18 protein-coding genes and 4 pseudogenes are annotated in these 21,238 nt (G+C 62.8%); 14 read left to right on the forward strand and 8 right to left on the reverse strand.

Annotation, left to right across the window (positions count from 1 at the left end; genetic code table 11):
* Position 1: 1 nt before the first annotated feature.
* Complete coding sequence (gene glmU, locus GT370_RS09580; RefSeq protein ID WP_270184286.1) at positions 2-1,285, forward strand: bifunctional UDP-N-acetylglucosamine diphosphorylase/glucosamine-1-phosphate N-acetyltransferase GlmU; 1,284 nt, start codon at positions 2-4, stop codon at positions 1,283-1,285.
* Between the two features lie 146 nt (positions 1,286-1,431).
* On the opposite strand, the gene GT370_RS09585 is transcribed toward glmU, so the two are convergent.
* A complete protein-coding gene (locus tag GT370_RS09585) occupies positions 1,432-1,878 on the reverse strand; it encodes a zinc-ribbon domain-containing protein (protein WP_270184287.1) in 447 nt (148 codons plus the stop codon).
* A gap of 145 nt (positions 1,879-2,023) precedes the next feature.
* On the opposite strand from GT370_RS09585, the pseudogene ftsE reads away from it, so the two are divergent.
* The 4 genes and pseudogenes from ftsE (at position 2,024) to GT370_RS09605 (ending at position 4,899) form a co-directional block, all read left to right on the forward strand.
* A pseudogene (ftsE, locus tag GT370_RS09590) lies at positions 2,024-2,697 on the forward strand (cell division ATP-binding protein FtsE).
* Positions 2,687-3,580 (forward strand): cell division protein FtsX, encoded by an 894-nt coding sequence (locus GT370_RS09595; RefSeq protein WP_008491988.1) that lies wholly within the window; start codon positions 2,687-2,689, stop codon positions 3,578-3,580. Before ftsE ends, GT370_RS09595 begins: the two are co-directional and overlap by 11 nt.
* Positions 3,577-4,209: a YdcF family protein gene (locus GT370_RS09600; protein ID WP_008491987.1), complete on the forward strand. Its 633-nt coding sequence runs from the start codon at positions 3,577-3,579 to the stop codon at positions 4,207-4,209. The genes GT370_RS09595 and GT370_RS09600 overlap by 4 nt, the downstream gene beginning before the upstream one ends.
* Positions 4,210-4,269: 60 nt before the next feature.
* Positions 4,270-4,899 (forward strand): lysophospholipid acyltransferase family protein, encoded by a 630-nt coding sequence (locus GT370_RS09605; RefSeq protein WP_205619707.1) that lies wholly within the window; start codon positions 4,270-4,272, stop codon positions 4,897-4,899.
* Here the strand turns inward: GT370_RS09605 and GT370_RS09610 are convergent.
* The 4 genes from GT370_RS09610 to GT370_RS09625 all read right to left on the reverse strand — a co-directional run bounded on the left by GT370_RS09610 (position 4,890) and on the right by GT370_RS09625 (position 8,391).
* Entirely contained in the window at positions 4,890-6,011 is a 1,122-nt protein-coding gene (locus GT370_RS09610; RefSeq protein WP_008491984.1) for an MFS transporter, read from the reverse strand. The two genes, GT370_RS09605 and GT370_RS09610, sit on opposite strands and share 10 nt — an antisense overlap.
* 96 nt (positions 6,012-6,107) lie before the next feature.
* The gene (locus tag GT370_RS09615) at positions 6,108-6,365 is read right to left on the reverse strand and encodes a GlsB/YeaQ/YmgE family stress response membrane protein (protein ID WP_008491983.1); all 258 of its coding nucleotides are present in this window, start codon (positions 6,363-6,365) and stop codon (positions 6,108-6,110) included.
* 78 nt (positions 6,366-6,443) lie between these two features.
* Entirely contained in the window at positions 6,444-7,298 is an 855-nt protein-coding gene (locus tag GT370_RS09620) for a lysylphosphatidylglycerol synthase domain-containing protein (protein WP_333490070.1), read from the reverse strand.
* 145 nt (positions 7,299-7,443) lie between these two features.
* Positions 7,444-8,391: a ferritin-like domain-containing protein gene (locus GT370_RS09625; protein WP_008491981.1), complete on the reverse strand. Its 948-nt coding sequence runs from the start codon at positions 8,389-8,391 to the stop codon at positions 7,444-7,446.
* Between the two features lie 77 nt (positions 8,392-8,468).
* Here GT370_RS09625 and hpnA point away from each other — a divergent pair.
* From hpnA to GT370_RS09660, 9 genes and pseudogenes are all read left to right on the forward strand, one after another.
* Positions 8,469-9,490 (forward strand): annotated as a pseudogene (gene hpnA / locus GT370_RS09630) (hopanoid-associated sugar epimerase).
* Positions 9,487-10,589 (forward strand): annotated as a pseudogene (locus GT370_RS09635) (glycosyltransferase). Before hpnA ends, GT370_RS09635 begins: the two co-directional pseudogenes overlap by 4 nt.
* Positions 10,586-11,455, forward strand: a complete 870-nt coding sequence (gene hpnC / locus GT370_RS09640) for a squalene synthase HpnC (protein ID WP_008491978.1) — start codon at positions 10,586-10,588, stop codon at positions 11,453-11,455. Before GT370_RS09635 ends, hpnC begins: the two are co-directional and overlap by 4 nt.
* Positions 11,452-12,297 (forward strand): presqualene diphosphate synthase HpnD, encoded by an 846-nt coding sequence (hpnD, locus tag GT370_RS09645; RefSeq protein ID WP_008491976.1) that lies wholly within the window; start codon positions 11,452-11,454, stop codon positions 12,295-12,297. The genes hpnC and hpnD overlap by 4 nt, the downstream gene beginning before the upstream one ends.
* A complete protein-coding gene (locus tag GT370_RS20825; RefSeq protein ID WP_333490046.1) occupies positions 12,298-13,029 on the forward strand; it encodes a hydroxysqualene dehydroxylase in 732 nt (243 codons plus the stop codon). It begins immediately after the preceding gene.
* A complete protein-coding gene (locus GT370_RS20830) occupies positions 13,029-13,421 on the forward strand; it encodes a hypothetical protein (protein ID WP_333490047.1) in 393 nt (130 codons plus the stop codon). Before GT370_RS20825 ends, GT370_RS20830 begins: the two co-directional genes overlap by 1 nt.
* Entirely contained in the window at positions 13,378-13,476 is a 99-nt protein-coding gene (locus GT370_RS20835; RefSeq protein WP_333490071.1) for an FAD-dependent oxidoreductase, read from the forward strand. The genes GT370_RS20830 and GT370_RS20835 overlap by 44 nt, the downstream gene beginning before the upstream one ends.
* Before the next feature lie 60 nt (positions 13,477-13,536).
* A pseudogene (shc, locus tag GT370_RS09655) lies at positions 13,537-15,449 on the forward strand (squalene--hopene cyclase).
* A gap of 122 nt (positions 15,450-15,571) precedes the next feature.
* Positions 15,572-17,452, forward strand: coding sequence for a putative bifunctional diguanylate cyclase/phosphodiesterase (locus tag GT370_RS09660; RefSeq protein ID WP_144052587.1), 1,881 nt, complete (start codon positions 15,572-15,574; stop codon positions 17,450-17,452).
* Between the two features lie 9 nt (positions 17,453-17,461).
* Here the strand turns inward: GT370_RS09660 and GT370_RS09665 are convergent, their stop codons facing one another.
* Genes GT370_RS09665 through cysD form a run of 3 tightly spaced genes read right to left on the reverse strand, consistent with a single transcriptional unit; the run spans position 17,462 to position 21,068 of the window.
* Positions 17,462-18,199 (reverse strand): 3'(2'),5'-bisphosphate nucleotidase CysQ, encoded by a 738-nt coding sequence (locus GT370_RS09665; protein WP_008491972.1) that lies wholly within the window; start codon positions 18,197-18,199, stop codon positions 17,462-17,464.
* Complete coding sequence (gene cysN / locus GT370_RS09670; RefSeq protein ID WP_008491970.1) at positions 18,196-20,106, reverse strand: sulfate adenylyltransferase subunit CysN; 1,911 nt, start codon at positions 20,104-20,106, stop codon at positions 18,196-18,198. The genes GT370_RS09665 and cysN overlap by 4 nt, the downstream gene beginning before the upstream one ends.
* Positions 20,106-21,068 (reverse strand): sulfate adenylyltransferase subunit CysD, encoded by a 963-nt coding sequence (gene cysD, locus GT370_RS09675; RefSeq protein WP_081822251.1) that lies wholly within the window; start codon positions 21,066-21,068, stop codon positions 20,106-20,108. The genes cysN and cysD overlap by 1 nt, the downstream gene beginning before the upstream one ends.
* Positions 21,069-21,238: the final 170 nt, after the last annotated feature.

A 21,238-nucleotide genomic window follows, 5' to 3' on the forward strand; every position in this document is an offset into this window, starting at 1 on the left:
CATGCAGAGCACCGCCATCATCATCGCCGCCGGACTTGGCACGAGGATGAAATCCAGCCTGCCGAAAGCCGCGCACAAGATCGCCGGGCAGCCGATGCTGGTGCATCTCATCCGCGCCGCGGAGCAGGTGTTCGACCGGATCGTCGTGGTGATCGGGCCGGACATGCCGGCCCTGGCGGCGCTGGCGGCCCCGCATCAGGTGGCCATCCAGGCCGAGCGGCTGGGCACCGCCCATGCCGCACGGCAGGCGGAACCCTATTTCGGCGACGGGCCGGTGGCGATTTTCTATGCCGACAACCCGCTGGTCTCGGCCGAGACCATGCGCGCCCTGCTGGCCCGCCTGCGGGAGGGTGATGCCGGCCTCGCGCTGCTGGGCATGACCCCGCCGGATGCGGCGAAATATGGGCGGCTGGTGATGGAGGGCGGCTATCTCGCCCGCATCGTCGAATATAATGACGCCACCCCGCAAGAGCGCGCGATCACCTTCTGCAATGCCGGCGGCATGGCGGCTTCGGGCCCGGATATGAGACGCTGGCTCGCGCGGGTGGGCAACGACAATACGAAAGGCGAGTTCTATCTCACCGACATCGTCGCACTGGCCCGCCAGGAGGGCGTCAATGTCGCGGCCTTGGACGCGGCGCATGATGAATGTCTCGGGGTGAATTCGCGCGCCGAGCTGGCGCTGGCGGAGGCGGCCTTTCAGAGCCGCGCCAGGAGCCGCTTCATGCGCGACGGCGTGACATTGCAGGCCCCGGATACGGTGTTTTTCGCAGGCGATACGCAAATCGGCGCCGATACGGTGATCGGCCCGCATGTCGTCTTCGGCCCTGGCGTCGCCATCGAGGGGGGCGTGGAGATCAAAGCGTTCTCGCATCTCGAAGGGTGCAGCGTGAAGACCGGCGCCGTGATCGGCCCCTATGCGAGGCTGCGCCCGGGGGCGGAGGTCGGCGAGGACGCGCATGTTGGGAATTTCGTCGAGCTGAAAGCGGCGAAGCTCGGCAAGGGCGCGAAGGCCAATCATCTGACCTATCTCGGCGATGCGGAGATCGGCCCTGGCAGCAATATCGGCGCGGGCACGATCACCTGCAATTACGACGGCAAGGCCAAGCACAAGACCATCATCGGCGCGAAAGCCTTCATCGGCTCGAACAGCGCGCTGGTGGCGCCGGTGCGCATCGGCGATGAAGCGCTGATCGCGGCCGGGTCGGTGATCACGCAAGATGTGCCAGAACAGGCCGTGGCGTTCGGCCGCGCCCGCCAGGTGACGAAGCCGCGCAAGGGCTGAAGCTATGATCGGCGCCGAAACGGCGCCGATGCCTCAGCGCAGATGCAGAGCCTGGAACAGCCTGGCGCTGGCCGGGATGAGGCGGATCAATAGATGCCGCTCGGCCACCGCCAGAGCGATCACCAGCAGCAGGACCAGCAAGACGATCAGCAGCGGGCTGGCTGCCTGTTTGGCCTGGCGTGCGGCCGGGGCTCATCCTGATCGACGTCCTGGCTGCGCGCCGCCCGCACCAAGCTGGCGAAGCGGTCCGCAACCCCCTCCGGGATCTCGGCCTTGCTGGTATCGGGCTCGGTGTGGCGCGCAGGCGGCACAGCGGCTGCGGCAGCATGGGGGGCCGAGGCCTCCTGACGAAGGGCCGCCTGCATCTCGGCGGCGGCTTCAGGATCGGCCGGCTGACCGAAGCGGCGAGTCGCAGCCTCGCTGGCCGGCATGTCGGGGGTCGGCGCGGCGTCCGGTGGGGCCTCAGGCGATGGGGCTGGCGCAAACGCCCAGCCATGCCCGCATTGTTCGCAGCGCAGGCGGCGCACGCTCTCGCCGAGCAGATTGTCGGGAACGTCATAAAGCGTCTGGCAATTGGGGCAGGCGATCCGCATTGCGTTGCAATGGATGGCATTTTTAGCCTAGCGCCGCAATAACACCTTCAGCCCACAAAGCATTTTGTCGAAAATAAACGCCCCGCAGACCTTGCTGGCCCCCGCCTTGTCGCGGCACTAGTAACGCCATGAGAGGACTGACCTGATGATCAGGTTCGACGATGTCTGGCTGCGTTACCATCATGCGGCGCGGGACGGTGAAGCGGAGGCCCTGCGTGCCGTCAGCTTCGAAATCGAGGAAGGCGGGTTTCGCTGGCTCACCGGCCCCTCCGGGCCGGAAAGACGAGCCTGTTGAAGCTCATCTATCTGGCCGAGCATCCCGCGCGGGGCCGCATCGAGATCCTTAACACCAGGGCCAACCGGCTGACCCGGCGCGACGCCGCCCTGCTGCGCCGGCGGATCGGCGTGGTGTACCAGGATTTCCGCCTGCTGCCGCAGCTCGATGCCTATGATAACGTGGCGTTGCCGATGCGCCTGGCGCGCCGTGGCGAGGCCCAGGTGAAGGCGGATGTGACGGAGATTTTGCGCTGGGTGGGGCTGGCGCATCGCATGCATGCCCGGCCTGACGAGCTCTCCGGCGGCGAGCAGCAGCGCATTGCCATCGCCAGGGCCGTGGTGGCCCGGCCGCGGCTGCTGGTTGCCGATGAACCGACGGGAAATCTCGATGACGAACAGGCACAACGCCTGATGCTGCTGATCACCGCGCTCAACAAGCTGGGCACGACCGTGGTTGTGGCCACGCATAATGCCGCCCTGGTGGAGCATTATCCGTTTCCCCGCCTGAGCCTGGAAAATGGCCGCCTGGTGCATGATGGCTAGGCATCGCGGAGATCTGCTGGGGCTGCGCTCGGCCTTGTCGGACCGGCTGCTGCCGGTGCTGGTCGGGGCGATGAGCTTTCTCGCCGCGCTGGCGCTCGGCGGCGCGCTCGCCTGCGCGAATTTGGCGCAAAGCTGGCAAGGCGATACCGCCGCCGCCCTGACCATCCAGATCCCGCAGCCGGCCGATCCGGATGCCGGCAACGATGGCACGCGCCTCGCCGCTGTGCAGCGCGCGCTGGCGGCCAACCATGATGTTCAGGATGCGACGGTCCTGACCACGGCGGAGATGAACCGGCTGATCGCGCCCTGGATCGGCGGCGATGCCGCCTCACTCGGGCTGGCCCTGCCCGCGATCATCACCGCGCAATGGGCCGGCAGCGGCAGCAGCGATGCGCTCGCGGCGCAGTTGCAGCAGCTCAGCCCGGGCACGGTGATCCGCACCGGCGCGATCTGGGCGCAGCGCGTCGCCACCTTGACGACCAGCCTGCAAGGCTGCGCCTTGGCGGTGCTGCTGATCGTCGCCCTGGTGGCCGCCGCCGTGGTCGCGGTGGCGACACGCTCCGGCTTGGCGCAATTGCGCGACACGATCGAGATCGTGCACGGGCTGGGCGCGTTGGAGGCGGATATCGCGACACGTTTCGCCGGCCGGGCGACATGGCTGGCCCTGGCCGGCGCGCTGGGCGGGACCGTGCTCGCCGCCCCCGTGCTGGCCTGGCTGGCCTGGCTGGCCAGCCCGTTCACCGGGCCGGCGCATCCGGCAAGCCTGTTCAACCTGCCGCCGGCCCTGCTGGCCCTGCTCCCGCTCCTGCCCGCCTGCGCGGCGCTGATTGGCTGGAGCACAGCCCAGATCACGGTTCGGGGCTGGCTGCGGCGGCTGCCGTGAGCTTGCGCCAGCGCCCGCGCCGCCGCCGCTGGTCGCTCACCCGGCTGCTTTCCCGGGTGATATTGCTGGTGCTCGGCGCCTGGTCGGCCGGATTTCTGGTCTATCTGGGCCTCGTCTTCACGGCCACGCCGCCCAACCCCTTGCCGCCGGCGGATGGCATCGTCGCGCTGACGGGCGGCGATGACCGGATCAGCGCCGCGCTGGCGCTGCTTGCCGAGCATGAGGCGCCGCTGCTGTTGATCTCCGGCGCCGGCAAGGGCACCTATCTCGGCGATTTCACCCAGGATGATCGCAGCGCCGCGACCCGGTATGCCGATGCGATCACGTTGGGGCATATGGCGGCAACCACCCATGATAATGGCGCCGAGACCGCCGCCTGGGCCAAGGCGCACCATATGCGCTCGCTGATCGTGGTCACCGCGGATTACCATATGCCGCGGGCGTTGCTGGAAATTCAGCGCGCCCTGCCCGGCGTGGCGCTGATCCCCGATCCGGTGCGGCCGCCGGCGATGCGCGACCGCTTGACGCTGCCGACAGTTCGATTACTGGCCATCGAATATAGCAAATATCTGGTGGTGCGTGCCGGGCTGGGCGGCCTGTTCAGCACCAACGACGCTGGAGATTATTGACGAACGATGCACCATGTCCGGTCTTTTGCCTTCAACGCCGTTCTCTGGGGCGCGGGCGCGGTGCTCAGCATCTGGTGCACCCTCTTCGGGCGGCATTTCAGGAATGGCATTCTGCGCACCGCACAGCTCTGGACGCGGATCAGCCTGTGGGCGCTGCGATCTTTCTGCGGCGTCAGCCTCGAGGTTCGCGGCCTGGAAAATCTCCCCGCGGGGGGCTGTGTCATCGCCGCGCAGCATCAATCGGCGCTGGACATCCTGCTGTGGATCAGCCTGCTGCCCGCCCCGGCCTTCGTGTTCAAGAAAGAGCTCAAGCGCATCCCGCTATTCGGCGCGCTGCTTGAGCCGAGCGGCATGATTTCGGTTGACCGGAGCGGTGGTCGCAAGGCGTTGCGCGACATGGTCGAGCGTGCGCATCAGGCGGTCGCGGCGGGGCGGCAGGTGGTGATCTTTCCGGAAGGGACACGGGTGGCGCCAGGCGTGCGCGGCGAGCTGCGCCATGGCATCGCCGCCATGGCGCAGGGGCTCTCCGCCCCGTTGCTGCCGGCGACGACCGATTCCGGCCTCCGGTGGGGCCGCAAATCCTTCCAGAAATCCCCGGGGCCGGTACATATCACCATCCACCCGGCGATTTTGCCGGGCCTGAGCCGGGAGGAGCTGCTCGCGACCCTGACGGCGCTGTTTTACGGATGAGCCACGCTTCTTGAGGCGAACAAAGTGAGGCCGAGCAGGATCGCATCCAGGCCGAACGCGCTCTCCAGCCCGAACCGGTTGGAGACGAAGCCGATCATCACCGGCCCGCTGAGAAACCCGGCATAGCCGATGCCGACCACCACCGGCATGGCGTGCTGCACGGACATGCCGGGCACATGCGACGCCGCACTGAACAGCAGCGGCGCCATGTTGCCGGTGCCAAACCCGACCAGGCCGAAACCGATCACCCCCACCCAGCCGATGGGCACGAAAATCGCCAGGGCAAACCCCAGCAGGCTGACCAGCGCGCCCAGCCGCATGATGGAGGTCTGGCCAAACCGCATCGCCAGATGGTCGCCGGTCAGCCGGGCCAGGGACATCATCACGGCAAAGGCGGCAAAGCCCAGCGTCGCCTCATCGATCGGCATATGCCGGGAAAACCGCAGATAGATGGCACTCCAGTCGGTGCAGGCGCCTTCCGTCATGAAGGCGGCGTAGCAGCACAGCCCCAATATCACCGCCCGCCGGTTCGGCCAGACGAACTGGCGCGCAGCCGGCTGAGCATCGGCTGATTTTGGCAGCAGCCGGAAGGATTGTGTCAGCCCGGCCAGCACCATCGCGGCGCTCACCAGGCAAATCACCAAAACCGGCGTGCCCAATTTCAGAAAGACGCTGTCGGCCAGAGCGATCAGCAGCGTGCCGATGCTGTAGCAGGCATGGAAACCCGACATCAGCAGCCGGCCCGATTGCGCCTCGATGGCGGCCCCTTGCGCGTTCATCGCCACATCCAGGAGGCCGAAATTTACGCCATAGGCGAAGAGCAGAAGGGTGAAGATTGCGGGCGATGGCGCCATGCCGAGCAAAGGCAGCATCAGGCCCATCACCAGCCCGCAGGCGATGATACAGCTGCGGCTGCCCCAGCGTTGGATCGCCAGCCCCGCCAGCGGCATGGCGGCGACGCCGCCGGTGCCGCCGGCCAGAAGAATGCCGCCCAGCGTGGCGTCATCCAGCTGAAATCTGATCTTCGTATAGGGAATGAGAAAGGCCCAGACCGAGATCCCGAAACCCGCCACACCGAAGACGAGTTTTACCGTCCAGACCCGCGCTTTCATGGCCGAAACCTATCCCCTCCCCGGACAGCGGACAAGCGCGGGCCCGCCCACAAAAAAGGGGCCGCGCGGCCCCTTTTAAGTCAAATTGGCGGGTATTTATAACGCTCGGCGTCCGGCGATGGCGTGATAGATGACCAGGACAACCACCGCCCCGACAACGGCCACGAACAGCGACCAGAGATTAAATCCTGTCACCGGGACAGCACCTAAAGCCGCGAAAATCCAGCCGCCGACCAGGGCGCCGACAATGCCGAGCACGATATCCAGGACCGGACCGCGGCCGCCATTATCGACAATCAGGCTGGCGATCCAGCCGGCGATCAACCCCAAAACGATCCAACCGACGATTGACATGGTTATGACTCCGGAAAAGTTACTTCATCACCGAAATGGGCGGCGCCCCGCCCTCACACAACCATTGCGTCCAGAACTTCATCCGGCGTTCATATTGAGTTTCAGCTTCCGCGCCTCCAGCCCTTGCCAGACGATCAACACCGGCACCGCGATCACGAAATCCCGCGCGCGGCGCAGCAGCGACAGCGACAAGGCAATGTCCGGCGGAATGCCGAACAATCCGCCCAGCAAGGTATAGGCCACTTCCTGGATGCCAACGCGGCCCGGAATGAAGAAGGCCAGCGCCATGATCGCGTGCAGCATCGCTTCAATACAGACCGCATCGATCCAGGATAAATCCACCCCCAGCGCGTGAAACCCGATATAGGACGCCGTCCCGGTGCCAATCCAGCACAGGAAATGCACGAAGGCCGCCCAGGCGAGACGGTGATGCTGGGTGTACATGCCGTTCAACGAGCTTTGCAGCTTTTCCGCGTGGTCGGCCGCGCTCTGCCCGGTTGTTCCGGCGATGCGGGTTGCGAGGGCCTTAAATAATTTGGTCCCGGAGCCGCGCTGCGCCACGATCAGCCCGACACCCAAAAACATCGCGACGGCCAAGCCGATGGACACCGGCATCAATAATTCCGAGCCCGGCACCTTGTTCGAGAGAATGACCAGCCCCACCCCGACGAACACCAGCTGCGCCAGGAATTCCGTGGTGATGTCGCCCAGCGTCGAGGCCACGGCGTCGGCCGTCGCCACCCCGCCCAGCGTCATCACGCGCGCGCCCAGAACATATCCGCCAACCTGGGAGAAGGGCAGGAACTCGCCGGTCGCGTCGCGCACGGCGCGGCCCCATACGCAGAGCCAGTAAGAGCCTTTCTGCCGTGAGCGCAGCAGGATCCGCCAGCTTCCCCTAGCCCGAGCAGAATGACCAGCTGGGCCAGCACGAATTCAGCGGTGCCCAGCGCACTGACCGATGCCAGCGCCCGCAACACGTCCGCCGCACCGAAATAGACGATGAGCCCGGTGATGACCGCCAGCCCGGCCAGCGTCAGCACCGCTGGGATAAGTTTGCTTTTTACCGACAAATATTTTCTCAACGTCTCTGAATACGTGATTTCAGTCGCAGGACGGACAGGCCTAGTCGCCCCAGAAACGGCATCGTGCCGGGGCGCTTCAGGCGTGCATCATACCCTGCCATGCGCCTTTTATCCTCTTCCAGGCAGATTTCCAAAAGCTTGGGAAGGTCCATCTCGTCGCTGATCGCCGATGAGCCGTTCATGGTGAAATTGGCATCCGCCCCCTCCAGACCATCCACATCCTTGGCCAAGCCGATCCGCTCATAGAGCAGATAGGCCCACACCGCCCAGATTTTCGCTTCGAACCAGGGCCGGAGATACCATCGCAGATTCGCCCGCCGCCACGCCAACCAGTTGGAGAAAAACAGAATATGTCGGCCTTCCTCCTGCACGACAGGCTCGAATGTCTCAACCAGCTTGGCAGGAAAATAGCCCGAGCGCTTGGCCAGCTCGAACAGCCCGTAAGCGAAAAAACTATCGATACATTCCGAAAACCCGGTGACCAGCCAGCCCCATTCGGCATCGTTGGGCAGCGCATAATCGGGTTCGGGCCGCATCGGGATGCCATAGGCCGCGACCAGCCGGGAGAGCACCTCGCGGTGGCGCGCCTCCTCACCGGACATATGCAGCAACGCCGCGCGCAATGCAGGGTGCGGTACGGTCTGCGCATAAAAGGCGATTCGGGCGGCCGCCTTGATTTCCGTCTGCACGGCGATGTCCCAGATCGGCAGGGCGGTGATCCGGCGTAATGTCTCCGGCTCCAGCATTGGCCAGTCCAGCACCGCCGGTTTGTAGGGATTATAGGTGGCGGCGAGCAGGCTGGTGAACATCCGAAAATGCGCGTCCGACCCGGCCTTGATCGGGCCGGCCTCCGGGAATTGCCAATGCCGTGCCTGGTGATCGGCCGAAACCACCTCATCTTCCGTCGCGGCGGCTTTTGTCGGGATCACACGAATCTCGTTCATCTTCATCCTCGGTGTTGCGCCAAAGGCTGCAATGGGTTCTACAGCCAGTGTCCTGTACGGTATATGGCGCCGGCCGGATGACTGCACAGCACGAGGAAGACGAATTGGCACAGGGTGATCTGGTGCTGGTGACCGGGGCGACCGGCTTTGTCGGGGCCGCCGTCGCCAAGGCGGCGCGCGCGGCGGGGTATCGCGTGCGGGTGACGGCGCGCCAAAGCTCGGACCGGCGCAATCTTGCCGGTCTTGAGGAGCAGGCTGTCTATCTGGATCTCGCCGAGCCCGACAGTTTCCCCGCGGCGCTCAAGGATTGCCGGTATCTCCTGCATGTGGCGGCCGACTACCGGCTCTGGGTGCCCAACGAGGCCGCGATGCGCAAGGTCAATATCGATGGCAGCATCGCCTTGCTGCGGGCCGCGCAGCGCGCCGGGGTGGAGCGCAGCATCTATACCAGCTCGGTCGCGGCCCTTGGGCTCACGGATGACGGCTCACCGGCGGACGAGACCACCCTCATCCTCCCGGCCCACCATGTCGGCGCCTATAAGCGCAGCAAATATGATGCCGAGCAGGAAGTACGCCGCCTGGCGCAGGAGCAGGATATCGTGATCGTGAATCCCTCCACCCCAATCGGCCCGGGCGATGTCAAACCCACACCGACCGGCCAGATGGTGCTGGATGCGGCACGGGGGAAGATGCCCGCCTTTGTCGATACCGGCCTGAATGTCGCGCATGTGGACGATGTCGCGGCCGGACATCTGCTGGCCCTGACCCAGGGCCGCTCCGGCGAGGGCTATATTCTCGGCGGCGAGGATTTGATGCTGCGCGATCTGCTGGCGCTCGTGGCCGAACTCAGCGGCCGCGCCGCGCCAAAACTGCGCCTGCCGCTGGCGCCGCTGATGCCACTCGCCTGGGCGATGGAGCGCATCGCCGAGCGCACTGGCAAGACCCCGCTGATGACACCGGATATTCTTCGCATGGCCAAGAAAAAAATGTTCTTTTCCACGCATAAAGCCCGGACAGAGCTGGGCTACGCCCGCGCCCGGCGCGCCAGGCGGTAGAGGATGCGCTGATCTGGTTCCGCAAGGAAGGGCGCCTGACATGATCCTGCTGCTGGCCTTCGCGATCTGGCTCTATCTGGCCTTCTTGCATGGGCGGTTCTGGGATTCCGCGCCGGAGCTGCCGGCGGCGGTGCCGTTGGAGACGCCGCAGGTCGACATCATCATTCCCGCGCGCGATGAGGTGGAGACGATCGGTCCGGTCATCGCCTCGCTGCTGGCGCAGGATTATGCCGGGCCGTTTCGCGTCATTCTGGTTGACGACAACTCCACGGACGGCACCGCGGCGGCGGCCGGCGCGGATCCGCGCCTGACCATTCTGACCGGCGCGCCCAAGCCCGCCGGGTGGTCGGGCAAGCTGTGGGCGCTCTCCCAGGGTGTGGCGGCCAGCGAGGCGCCGGTGATCCTGTTCGCGGATGCGGACATCACCCATGACCCACGGCATCTGGCCAGTCTGGTGGCCAAGATGACCAGCGACAGGCTGGACATGGTCTCCGAAATGGTGCGGCTGAACTGCGCCTCCCGGGCGGAAAAATTCCTGATCCCGGCCTTCATCTATTTTTTCCAGATGCTCTATCCTTTCGCGAGGGTGAACGATCCGCGCTCGCGCGTGGCCGCCGCGGCGGGGGAACCGTGCTGATCAAGCGCGCCGCGCTTGCGCGCATTGGCGGGCTGGAGGCGATGCGCGAGGCGCTGATTGACGACGTGACGCTGGCGGGCAAGGTGAAACAAGCCGGGCCGATCTATCTCGGCCATTCCGGTCTCGCGACCTCGATCCGCCCCTACCCCGCGGCCCGCGATATCTGGGACATGATCGCGCGGACGGCCTTCACCCAGCTGCGCTATTCGGCCCTGCTGCTCGCCGGCACCATCATCGGGCTGGCTCTGGTCTGGCTGGTCTTCCCCTTCGCCGCGCTCTGCACCGGGTTTGGCTGGCGCGCGGCGCTGGGGCTGGCCATCTGGGCGATCGCCGCCCTCACCTATTTCCCCACCCTGGACCGCTATAGGGTGCACCGGGCCTATGCCATCGCCTTGCCCGCCATTGCCCTGTTCTACATGGCCGCCACCATCGGCTCCGCCTGCAACCATTGGCTCGGGCGCGGCGCCAAATGGAAGAGCCGCGCCTATGCCGGGGATAAAGCATGATCGCCAATGACAACACCGCGCCGCGCCTCGCCAGCAAAGATGACAGCGTCGAATCCTGGTCCGGCAAGGATAAGAGCGATGAGAATTTTCCCGTCGCCTCGCTGCTGATCGCCAAACCGCTCCGCGCGCGGGTGCATGCCTATTACGATTTCGCCCGCAATGCCGATGATATTTCCGACAGCGCGACCCTGCCGGCGGCCGACAAGCTCACCAGGCTGGACGCGATGGAAGCGGTGCTGACCGGCGCCACGGATGAAGGCAGCCCCAGCGCCAGGGCGCTGCGCCAGTCTTTGGCGGAGTCCGGCGTGACGGCTGACCATGCCCGCGAATTGCTGGTGGCATTCCGGCGGGACGTGACCAAGCTGCGCTATGAAAGCTGGGAGGAGTTGCTGGATTATTGCCGCTACTCGGCCGCCCCGGTCGGGCGTTATGTGCTCGATGTGCATGGCGAATCCCGGGATACATGGGCGCCGTCGGATGCGCTCTGCGCCAGTTTGCAGGTGCTCAACCATCTGCAGGATTGCGCCAAGGATCTGCGCGCGCTGGACCGTTGTTATGTGCCGCAGGCCTGGTTGCGCGAACAGGGCCTGACCACGGATGACATCGCCCGGCCAGAGACAAGCCCGGCCTTGCGGGCGGTCTTCGACAGGATGCTGGATGCCACGGAGGCGCTGAACCGCGATGCCGCCGCCCTGCCCGGACGGGTCAGATCCCGCCGGCTGCGGATTGAAACCGCGATCATCTGCGCGCTGGCGCGGCGGCTGACATCGTTGTTGCGCGCTGGCGATCCGCTGGCCACGCGGGTCAAGCTGTCCAAATTCGACATTCTCAACGCCAGCCTGAAAGGGCTCAGATACGCGTTATGATCCGCCCCGACGATATCGCCTTCATCACCGCGCTGGTGAAGGCGTCCGGCACCTCATTCTATCACGGCATGAAAATCCTCGCCCCCGAGCGCCGGGATGGGATGTATGCGATCTATGCGTTCTGCCGCATTGTCGATGACATCGCCGATGAGGAGGGGCGGGATTTTCCGACCAAGCAAGCGGAGTTGCAGGGCTGGCGCGAGCGGATTTCCGCGCTGTACGAGCAGGGGATCGCGGACTGTGCCGTCACCCGCGCCTTGCTGAGCGTGATCCAGGATTATCAGCCCCGCCAGGAGGATTTCATCGCCATCATCGATGGCATGGAGATGGATGCGGGGGCGCCGATCATCGCGCCGGATCTGGCGTTTCTTGATCTCTATTGCGACCGTGTCGCCTCCGCCGTCGGGCGGCTCTCGGTGCGGGTGTTTGGCGACGCCTCCCCGGCGGCGGACGACGTCGCCCATGCGCTCGGCCGTGGGCTGCAGCTGACGAATATTCTGCGCGACGTGGCCGAGGACGCGGAACGCGGACGCATTTACCTGCCCGCGGAACATCTTGCCGCGGCCGGGGTGCCGGCCGATCCGGCGCGGATCCTCGATGCCCCCGGCCTGGCGCGGGCCTGCGGCGCGGTTGCGGCCATGGCCGAGCTGAATTTCCGCCGCGCCCATGACGCGATGGCACGCTGCGATGCCAAGGCGATGCGGCCGGCGCGCATGATGGCGGCCAGCTATCGCCCCTTGCTGGCGGAACTCCGGCGGCGACATTTCGACTATCGCCGGGGCCGGGTGAGCCTGCCGAAATGGCGCAAGCTCTGGCTGGCCGCACAGCTTCTGGTGGGCTGAATGAAAATCCAAATCATCGGCGCCGGGCTGGCCGGGCTTTCAGCCGCCTGCGCCCTCACGGAGGCGGGCCATCAGATTATGCTGTCCGAGGCGGCGCCGCAGGCTGGCGGGCGCGCCCGCTCCTATTTCGACAAGCAGCTCGGCTGCCGTATCGATAACGGCAACCATTTGCTGCTGTCCGGCAATAAGGATGCGTTGCGGTATCTACGCCGGATCGGCGCCGAGCACACACTCACCGGGCCGGACGAGGCAAATTTTCCGTTTCACGACCTAAAAACCAATCGCGGCTGGACGCTGAGGCTGAATCACGGCCGGATTCCCTGGTGGATCGCCGCGCCGAGCCGGCGCGTGCCGGGCACACGCCTCGCGGATTATCTTGCCTTGAAGAGATTGCTGCAGGCGCGCCCTGGTGATCTGGTCGAGCCACTGGTCGGGCACGGGCCGCTTTATGAACGCCTGCTGGAGCCGCTGGCCATCGCCGCCCTCAACACCATGCCGGACATCGCCGCCGCCCAGCCTTTGGGCGCGGTGCTGGCGGAAACCGTGGAGCGCGGCGGTTTTGCCGCCTTGCCACGCTGGGCCAGGCTGGGGCTTTCAGAAAGCTTCGTGGACCCGGCCTTGGCCTGGCTGCAGCAGCGCGGCGCTGAATTGCGGTTTGGCGAGCGCGTCACCCACCTCCCCCGAACCAGCCGACAATCCTGGCGGTTCCGCCCTGGGTTGCGAAAGAGCTGATGCCGGAGCTGGACGTGCCCGATGCGTTCGAATCGATCTGCAACCTGCATTTCAAAACGCCGCGCGGGCCGGCGGAGGCGACGTTCCATGGCGTCATTGGCGGGCTGACGGAATGGATCTTCCTGCGCGAGACTGTGATTTCCGTCACCATCTCGGCCGCCAACCGCCATGCGCATCTGGGGCAGGAGGCCATCGCGGCACAGGTCTGGCAGGAGGTCTGCCAGGTTCTGGGCCAAACCCTGAAGCTGCCGCCGTATCGGGTGCTGTGGGAAAAGCGCGCCACATTCGCCTGCACCCCGCGCAGCTGGCCAAGCGGCCAGGACCGCGCAGCCCCGCCCCTTGGTTGCGCTGGCCGGGGATTGGACCGACACGGGCCTGCCGGCGACGATTGAAGGCGCCATCCGCTCGGGCGAGGCCGCGGCAAAGGCCCTGCTGAGCCAGATCTAATCTCAGCCATGCTCGCATAGGCACTGGAAAACCGCGAAAAAAACTGCCAAAGCCGCTCCGATGAACGCCATTCTGGACGATGCGATTGAACAGGCCCGCGCCTCCCTGCGCACAGAGCAGCGCGCCGATGGGCATTATTGCTACGAGCTGGAAGCCGACGCCACGATTCCCGCCGAATATGTGCTGCTCGAGCATTATCTCGACCGCATCGATGACGGGCTGCAAGCCAAGATCGGCGTCTATCTGCGCCGGATCCAGGGCGACTATCCCGGTTGTGACGGCGGCTGGCCGTTGTTTCACGGCGGCAAAATGGATCTCTCCTGTTCGGTGAAGGCGTATTTCGCGCTGAAGGCGATCGGCGACAGCCCCGAGGCGCCGCATATGCGCCGCGCCAGAGCCGCGATACGGGCGGCCGGCGGCGCCGAGCGCAGCAATGTTTTCACCCGCTTTCAGATGGCGCTGTTTGGTGCCGTGCCCTGGACGGCCTGCCCCGTCATCCCGGTGGAAGCGGTATTGATGCCGGACTGGTTCCCCTTCACGATGCGCAAGGTATCCTACTGGTCGCGCACCGTGATGGTGCCACTGATGGTCTTGGCCGCGGTGAAGCCACGAGCGCGCAATCCCCGCCAGGTCCGCATCGACGAGCTGTTCGTCACCCCGCCCGATCAGGTGAAGGACTGGATCCGCGGCCCCTACAAATCCGCCTGGGGCCCAGCCTTCAAGATATTGGACGATGTGCTGCGGATCGCCGAACCGGCCTTCCCGACCCGCACCCGCGAAAAGGCCGTGCGCAAGGCGATCGATTGGAGCATTGAGCGGCTCAACGGTGAGGATGGGCTCGGCGCCATCTATCCGGCAATGGCCAATGCCACGATGATGTTCGACCATTTCGGCGATGCCGCGCATTTTGACATCGCCTGGAACGCGGTTCGCAAGCTGCTCGTGGTCGGCGAGACCGAAGCCTATTGCCAGCCTTGCCTGTCACCCATTTGGGATACGGCGCTCGCCGGACACGCCTTGGCGGAAGCCGGAGACAAGGACGCGCTTGCCGCCGCCTGCGATTGGCTGATCCCGCGCCAGGAACTGGAGCTTGTCGGTGACTGGGCCGATAACACGCCAGGCACACGCCCCGGCGGATGGGCTTTCCAGTACAACAACCCGCATTACCCCGATGTTGATGACACCGCCGTGGTCGCGATGCTGCTGCACCGCGCCGGCGATCCGAAATATGCCGAAAGCATTGCCCGCGCGCGGGAATGGATCATCGGCATGCAATCGACCAACGGCGCCTGGGGCGCCTTCGATATCAACAACGACCGGCAATATCTCAACCATATCCCGTTTGCGGATCATGGCGCGCTGCTCGACCCGCCGACCGAGGATGTCTCCGCGCGCTGCATCTCTTTTCTCGCGCAGCTTGGCCACGCCGAGGACCAGCCCGCGATCCAGCGCGGGATTGCCTACCTGAGAGAAACGCAGAAGCCTGACGGCTCCTGGTTTGGGCGCTGGGGCACGAATTATATCTACGGCACCTGGTCGGTGCTGTGCGCCTTGAATGCCGCCAGAATTCCGCATGACGATCCGATGATGGAAAAGGCGGCGGCGTGGCTTATTTCCAAACAGCGCCAAGATGGCGGATGGGGTGAGGATTGCGAGACCTACGCAGACGCGCCTTCGGGGAATTCCACGGCGTTGCCGCCCAGAGCCTACCGAGCCAGACGGCCTGGGCGCTGCTCGGCCTGATGGCGGCAGGATTGGTGGAGCATGAAGCCGTGCACCGTGGCATCCAATATCTGCAATCGACACAAGGCAGCGATGGAAGCTGGAGCGAAGCACCTTATAATGCCGTCGGGTTTCCGCGCGTCTTCTATCTGAAATATCACGGCTATCCGCGTTTCTTCCCGGTTCTGGCGCTCAGCCGCTATCAAAGGCTGATTGCGCGAAATGATCGCCATGTCGAATTTGGCTTCTGACAACGGAAAAGAGAGCAACAGGACAAACACACCAAAATCGTCTTGATTTTTAAACAGAATCTCGCCTAACGTAACGTAACTTTCTCTTCACGTTGTTTGTTTTGGCGGTTACGCTCGATTTCATGGATGATATTCGACTCGCTTCGATTTTCCGGCCTGAAAACCAATTCAAAGCTTGGACGAACATCATCTCCATCGACGAAACCGCGATTACGCTCGAAGCTCTTTTTCAGAGAGAGCAGGCTCTTCCCGGGGTCATCATCGAGGAAAACAACCAAAGCCGTATCCTGTTAAGCCGCCGGGTTTTTCTCGCGGTGATCAGCCGGCCATTTGGGCGGGAAGTTTTTTTAAAACGCCCCTTACGGGAGTTGATCGTATCGGCGAAGCCGGAAACGCTCATTTTAAGCGAGGATACACCGCTTTCCGTAGCGTGCCGCGCAGCCCTGGCGAGATGCGATTCAAACCGGTTCGAGCCTTTCATAATGATGAGCGGCGCGTCAGCGTTTATTATCGAGTTGGCGGATCTACTGTTAGCGCAAGCCGACGCGTTGGAAAAAACCGTTTTTGAAAAGAGCCTACTTGCGGAAACGGCAACGCAGACGGCGAGCGACTTAAAGCAAGCGCTGCAGGAACAGCATCAACTGGCCGAAGAACTCGAGCGGGCCAGGACACTCGCCGAGTATGATGCAACGCACGACTCCCTGACAGGGTTGCTGAACCGCAAAGGCTTCTTTGCAGAAATGCGGGCCGCGATGGCGGCGAAGGCGAGCGGCCGCGGTCCGGATTACGGCCTGCTGTTTCTTGACCTTGATCGCTTCAAACTCATCAATGACAGTTTGGGGCATCATAGAGGCAACGAACTTCTGATCCAGGTGGCTGAAAGATTGTCAGCCCTGGCCACACGGTGCAATCCCTCAGCACGCCAGGACGCGTCCTCACAGGATAAATGCATTGTCGGCCGGCATTCCGGTGATGAATTCGTTTTGCTGCAGAGCATAGACGAGGATCCTGATGCGATTTTAAAAACAGCACAGACCTTGCTGGCGTCTCTTACCGCCCCCTACATGCTGGGCGGCAAGCCTTATACAGTCGGCGTCAGCATCGGGCTCGTCAGCGCCCTCAGCCATTACCAGGACCACGAGCCCGCGCTGCGCGACGCCGATATCGCCATGTATGAGGCGAAGCGGCATAAGGAACAGCCGATTGTTCGCTTCGAATCGCCAATGCACAAGACGGTCGAGCGGCGCGTTGAGCTTGAAGCCGAACTCAGGGAGGCTGTTCAACGCAACGAGCTTGTGCTGCATTATCAACCCATCATCGATACGTTCACCGGCGACGTCTTTGCCTATGAGGGGTTATTGCGCTGGCAAAGAGAGCGGGACATCGTTCCGCCGAGCGAATTCATTTCCGTGGCCGAGGAGACCGGGCTGATCAACGAAATTGGCCTGCATGTCATGAGATCCGCATGCCACTGGATGAAAAGCCACACGCAAAAAGGTGGCAATGCAAATAGCCTGGTCAGTTTGAATATCTCTGCGGTGCAGTTGGCGAACACCGAACTCCCCGCTCAACTCGAAGCGATCTGCTTGAACGAAGCCGTGCCGACAAGCCGGTTTATTCTTGAAGTCACGGAACAATCCGCGATGTCCTATCCCGAACGTTCCCTGAACATTCTTGAGGATTTGAAGCAGCGCGGCTTCCGCCTGGCTCTCGACGATTTCGGAACCGGATATTCTTCATTAAGCTGGCTGCATAAATACCCCTTCGATCTTTTAAAAGTCGATCGCTCGCTGATTGCTGGGGTCGGTCAAACCGCCAACTCAGAGAAAATGGCGGCCGGTATTTTGCATCTTTCTAAAATTCTTGGCTTGCACGTGATTGCGGAAGGGGTGGAGCGGCTTTCGCAAAAGCAGACTCTCAACGAGACGGGGTTTCAATTGATGCAGGGCTACCATTTCGGCCGCCCTGCGCCATCTTGGCCGATCGAAGCCAGCCAGTTTTAAAAGCTTCCGTTATTCAACCGGCCGGCACGCGGATAGTTTTTGAAAAACGTGAGGCGCCAATTCTTTCTTACAGATCAGCAGGTCCGGCAGATAAGGATCGGCGTTGTTATAGACCAGATCAGTTCCGTCCACGCGTGAGGCATGCAGTCCAGCCGCCAAAGCAACAGCTGCCGGGGCGCAATTATCCCATTCATACTGCCCTCCCGTGTGGAGATAGATATCGGCATCACCACGCAGAACCGCCATCGCCTTGGCGCCCGCAGAGCCCATCGGCACCAACTCAGCCCCCAGAGCCTCGGCGACATCAAGCGCTTCCTTGGCCGGCCGCGACCGGCTGACCAGCATTCGCAATTTTTCAGGGCTCTGCTTTACGTCCTGAGGTTCGGAGAGCATGACCACACCGCTTGCGGGAAGAGCGACCGCGCCAATTTTGGCCACGCCATTGATCGCGAGGCCGACATGAACCGCCCAATCATCGCGGCCTTCGGCATATTCGCGCGTACCATCCAACGGATCGACGATCCAGACACGCTCCGCCTGCAGCCGGGAGGGATTGTCTCTTTCCTCTTCAGAGAGCACAGCATCATCAGGACGATTTTCCGCAAGCGCCTCCATGATGAAGGCATTCGCGACGCGATCCCCGGCCTTTCCCAACGCCTTGCCGGAGAACAAGTTCGTCCCCCGCAGCTCAAGCAACAATTTCCCCGCCGCCTCCGCGATGGCCTTGGCCAATTCAAGATCTGTCACGGAATCAGCCTTTCCACGATCATATCCGCGGCTTCTTCAGGCGTCATCCTGGACGTATCGATACGAATCTCTGGATCGAGCGGCGCCTCATAGGGGCTGTCGATCCCGGTGAAATTCTTCAATTCGCCGGATCGCGCCTTCTTATACAGCCCTTTTACATCCCGCCGTTCCGCCTCTTCCAAGGCCGTATCAACAAACACTTCGACGAACTCATTCGGCGCCATCATCTGCCGCACCATGTCGCGCTCCGAGCGGAACGGCGAAATGAAGGCGGTGATGACGATCAACCCGGCATCCGTCATCAGCTTCGCGACCTCACCGACGCGGCGAATATTTTCGATACGGTCCGCCTGGGTGAAGCCAAGATTCTTGTTCAAGCCATGACGAACATTGTCACCATCGAGCAGGAATGTATGCCGGTTCATCCGGACCAGCTTTTTCTCGACCAGATTGGCAATCGTGCTCTTCCCTGCCCCGGAAAGCCCCGTGAACCAAAGCACCACTGGCTTTTGATTTTTCAGGCTGGCGCGAACATCCCGCGACACATCCAGCGCTTGCCAATGCACATTTTGAGACCGCCTGAGAGAGAAATGCAGCATCCCGGCAGCAACAGTCGCGTTCGTCATCTTTTCGATGATGATGAAGCCACCCAGCGTTCGGTTGGTCTCGTAGGCTTCGAACGGGATCGCGCGATCGGTGGTGATATTCGCGACGCCGATCGCGTTCAACTCAAGCGTCTTGACCGCCGTCCGCTCCAGCGTATTGACGTTGATCTGATATTTGGGCGCCTGGATTGAAGCCGAAACAATCTGTGTTCCGATCTTCATCCAATAGGACCGGCCAGGCGTCATCATCTCGTCGGCCATCCAGACGATCGTCGCTTCAAATTGGTCGGCAACCTGCACCGGTTCATCGGCCGAGGTGATCACATCGCCGCGCGAGCAATCGATTTCGTCGGTCAGGCACAGCGTCACGGACTGGCCGGCGACAGCCTGCTCGAGATCCCCGTCGAATGTCACGATCCGATCGATCGAAGAGGTCTTTCCGGACGGCAGGACACGGATGGCATCACCGCGCTTGACGAGGCCCGTCGCGACGAGACCGGAGAAGCCGCGGAAATCCAAATTCGGCCGGTTCACCCATTGCACCGGCATGCGAAACGCCTTGCCCTGGTCCGCCGTCACATCCAGTTCAACATTTTCCAGAAGCTCGACCAGAGGCACGCCCGTATACCAGGGCGTGTTCTTGGAGCGCTCGGTGATATTGTCGCCCACATATCCGGAGATCGGCATGGGGGTGAATGACTTGATCCCTATGCTTTGCGAAAAGCTTTTATATTCTTCGACGATGCGATCATATGTCTGCTGATCATATCCGATCAGATCCATCTTGTTCACCGCCAGCACGAGGTGGCGGATGCCGATGAGATGGGCCAGATAAGAGTGGCGGCGGGTCTGGGTCAAAATGCCCTTGCGCGCATCCACGAGAATGATGGCAAGATCAGCCGTGGAGGCGCCCGTCACCATGTTTCGCGTATATTGCTCGTGACCTGGCGTGTCGGCGACGATGAATTTCCGCTTTTCGGTCGCAAAGAACCGATAGGCGACGTCGATGGTGATCCCTTGTTCGCGTTCGGCCGCGAGGCCATCAACCAGCAATGCAAAATCGATATTCTGCCCTTGCGTACCGATTTTTTTGGAATCGGACTCAAGCGCCGCCAGCTGATCCTCGAAGATCATTTTTGAATCATACAGCAGGCGCCCGATCAGAGTCGATTTTCCGTCATCGACGGAACCGCAGGTGATGAAGCGCAGCAGGGATTTATGCTGATGCTGCAGGAGATAAGCGTCAATATCCTCGGCGATCAGCGCATCGACCTTATAGGAGCCGGTCTGAATTTCGGGCATCAGAAATATCCCTCCTGCTTCTTCTTTTCCATGCTGGCACCACCTGCATCCTTGTCGATCACACGCCCCTGCCGTTCGGAGGTGGTGGTGAGCAGGGTTTCCTGGATCACTTCACTGATGGACTGAGCCTTGCTTTCAACCGCACCCGACAGAGGATAGCAGCCGAGCGTGCGAAACCGGACGGATTTCATAACCGGCGTTTCACCATCGCGCAGGCGAAACCGGTCATCATCGACCATGATCAACAACCCGTCACGCTCCACGACAGGGCGTTCAGCCGCGAAATAAAGCGGCACGATCGGGATGCGCTCCAGCTGGATATATTGCCAGATATCCAGCTCGGTCCAGTTGGATATGGGAAAAACGCGAATGCTTTCGCCCTTGTTTTTCTTGGCGTTATAGAGATTCCACAATTCCGGCCGCTGCGCCTTCGGGTCCCAGCGATGGTTGGCTGACCGGAAAGAGAAAATCCGCTCTTTCGCGCGGCTCTTCTCCTCGTCCCGGCGCGCGCCGCCGAAGGCCGCGTCAAACCCGTATTTGTCGAGCGCCTGCTTCAGCCCCTCGGTCTTCCACATATCCGTGTGCAAGGGGCCGTGATCGAAAGGATTGATGCCTTTCTCTTTCGCTTCCGGATTTTGATAGACGAGCAGCTCCATGCCGCTCTCTTTGGCCATGCGGTCCCGCAGCTCATACATGGCCTTGAACTTCCAGGTCGTATCGACATGGAGAAGCGGAAATGGCGGGGGCGAGGGGTAGAATGCCTTGCGGGCGAGATGCAGCATCACCGCGCTGTCTTTGCCCACGGAGTACAGCATGACGGGGTTTTCACTCTCCGCCACCACCTCACGCATGATATGAATCGCCTCGGCTTCCAGGCGCTGCAAATGCGTCAAAATTTGCGGCGCGGCCGTCGCGGGCAGATCAGGTGTCTTCAACAAAGCGCACTCCTGGGAAGCTGGCATTCGATCAATTTAGGCCTTCATACAGGCTGCGCAATGCACCGGCTGAACCGCTCTGGCAAGCCCAAACACGAATTCCCTACAGGATTCAGGAGCTTATTGCCGACCGGCGACATCTCGTGCGATTTTTTTGCCCCACGCGCCGCAACAAGGGGCGTTTTTTCTGGACCAAT

It is taken from the genome of Acidocella sp. MX-AZ03, from assembly GCF_027626035.1.
Lineage (GTDB): Bacteria > Pseudomonadota > Alphaproteobacteria > Acetobacterales > Acetobacteraceae > Acidocella > Acidocella facilis.

What these genes read in the sequence shown, in the direction of transcription:
- glmU (WP_270184286.1), top strand. Translation starts at nt 2, where the DNA reads ATGCAGAGCACCGCCATCATCATCGCCGCCGGACTTGGCACGAGGATG.
- GT370_RS09585 (WP_270184287.1), bottom strand. Translation starts at nt 1,878, where the DNA reads ATGCGGATCGCCTGCCCCAATTGCCAGACGCTTTATGACGTTCCCGAC.
- GT370_RS09595 (WP_008491988.1), top strand. Translation starts at nt 2,687, where the DNA reads ATGATGGCTAGGCATCGCGGAGATCTGCTGGGGCTGCGCTCGGCCTTG.
- GT370_RS09610 (WP_008491984.1), bottom strand. Translation starts at nt 6,011, where the DNA reads ATGAAAGCGCGGGTCTGGACGGTAAAACTCGTCTTCGGTGTGGCGGGT.
- GT370_RS09615 (WP_008491983.1), bottom strand. Translation starts at nt 6,365, where the DNA reads ATGTCAATCGTCGGTTGGATCGTTTTGGGGTTGATCGCCGGCTGGATC.
- GT370_RS09625 (WP_008491981.1), bottom strand. Translation starts at nt 8,391, where the DNA reads ATGAACGAGATTCGTGTGATCCCGACAAAAGCCGCCGCGACGGAAGAT.
- hpnC (WP_008491978.1), top strand. Translation starts at nt 10,586, where the DNA reads ATGATCGCCAATGACAACACCGCGCCGCGCCTCGCCAGCAAAGATGAC.
- hpnD (WP_008491976.1), top strand. Translation starts at nt 11,452, where the DNA reads ATGATCCGCCCCGACGATATCGCCTTCATCACCGCGCTGGTGAAGGCG.
- GT370_RS20825 (WP_333490046.1), top strand. Translation starts at nt 12,298, where the DNA reads ATGAAAATCCAAATCATCGGCGCCGGGCTGGCCGGGCTTTCAGCCGCC.
- GT370_RS20830 (WP_333490047.1), top strand. Translation starts at nt 13,029, where the DNA reads ATGCCGGAGCTGGACGTGCCCGATGCGTTCGAATCGATCTGCAACCTG.
- GT370_RS09660 (WP_144052587.1), top strand. Translation starts at nt 15,572, where the DNA reads ATGGATGATATTCGACTCGCTTCGATTTTCCGGCCTGAAAACCAATTC.
- cysN (WP_008491970.1), bottom strand. Translation starts at nt 20,106, where the DNA reads ATGCCCGAAATTCAGACCGGCTCCTATAAGGTCGATGCGCTGATCGCC.
- cysD (WP_081822251.1), bottom strand. Translation starts at nt 21,068, where the DNA reads ATGCCAGCTTCCCAGGAGTGCGCTTTGTTGAAGACACCTGATCTGCCC.